The sequence below is a fragment of the Catenulispora rubra genome (assembly GCF_015356825.1).
In the GTDB taxonomy this organism is placed as follows: Bacteria; Actinomycetota; Actinomycetes; order Streptomycetales; family Catenulisporaceae; genus Catenulispora; species Catenulispora rubra.
Map to the genome: position 1 here is coordinate 1 of NZ_JAACYW010000657.1, position 937 is coordinate 937.

1 protein-coding gene is annotated in these 937 nt (G+C 71.5%); it reads left to right on the plus strand.

All coding sequences use genetic code 11. The features are described 5' to 3' along the window. Positions 1–937 (plus strand): ATP-binding SpoIIE family protein phosphatase (locus GWK61_RS54805; RefSeq protein WP_194922327.1); only part of this gene is annotated, 937 nt, incomplete at both ends.

A 937-nucleotide genomic window follows, 5' to 3' on the forward strand; every position in this document is an offset into this window, starting at 1 on the left:
GACGTGATGGGCGTGGGGGTGCGGGCCGCGGGGATCATGGGCCAGTTCCGCACCGCGGCGCGGACGCTGGCCGGACTGGACCTGTCCCCGGCGCAGGTGCTGCACCAGCTGGACGAGCTGGGCGCGTCGCTGTCGGAGAACCACCTGGCGACGTGCATCTACGCGGTCTACGACCCGGCGACCGGCAAGCTCGCGGTCTCGCGTGCAGGGCACCCGCCGCCACTGTTGCTGTCGCCGGACGGCACGGTCGGCGGCCTGGACGTGCCGCCGTCGCCGCCGCTGGGCGTGGGCGGCGGGGCGTACCGGAGCTGGGTGTTCGAGACCAAGGAGTTCGACATCCCGGACCGCTCCCGCCTGGCGTTCTACACGGACGGGATGGTCGAGGACAAGGGACGCGACATCGACGAGGGGATCGGCGTGATGGCGGCACTGCTGGCGAACTGCCCCCCGGACTCTTTGGAAGAATGCTGCGACGCGGTGACGGACGTCCTGGGCATCACGGGCGACACCTCCGACGACGCGACCCTCCTGCTGGCGCAGGTGCAGTCGATCCCCCCGGAATGCAAGGCGCACTGGCAGCTCGACCCGCACCCGTCGGCGGTGTCGGACGCGCGGCGGAAGGTGCGCGAGCGGCTGGCGGAGTGGGGCATGAGCGGGCTGGCGGACACGGCGGAGCTGCTGGTCAGCGAGCTGGTGACGAACGCCCAGCGGTATGGGAGGTCGCCGGTGTCGCTGGACATGCTGAAGACGGACCGCCTGCTGGTCGAGGTGGGGGACGCGCTGGATGTGGTGCCGCAGGTGCGCCGGGCGCAGGAGACGGACGAGGGCGGGCGCGGGTTGCAGCTGGTGAACCAGCTGGCGACGCGATGGGGAACGCGGACTACGGGGGACGGGAAGATTGTGTGGTTTGAGTTGGGCGCTGGGGATGGCGGGTTGG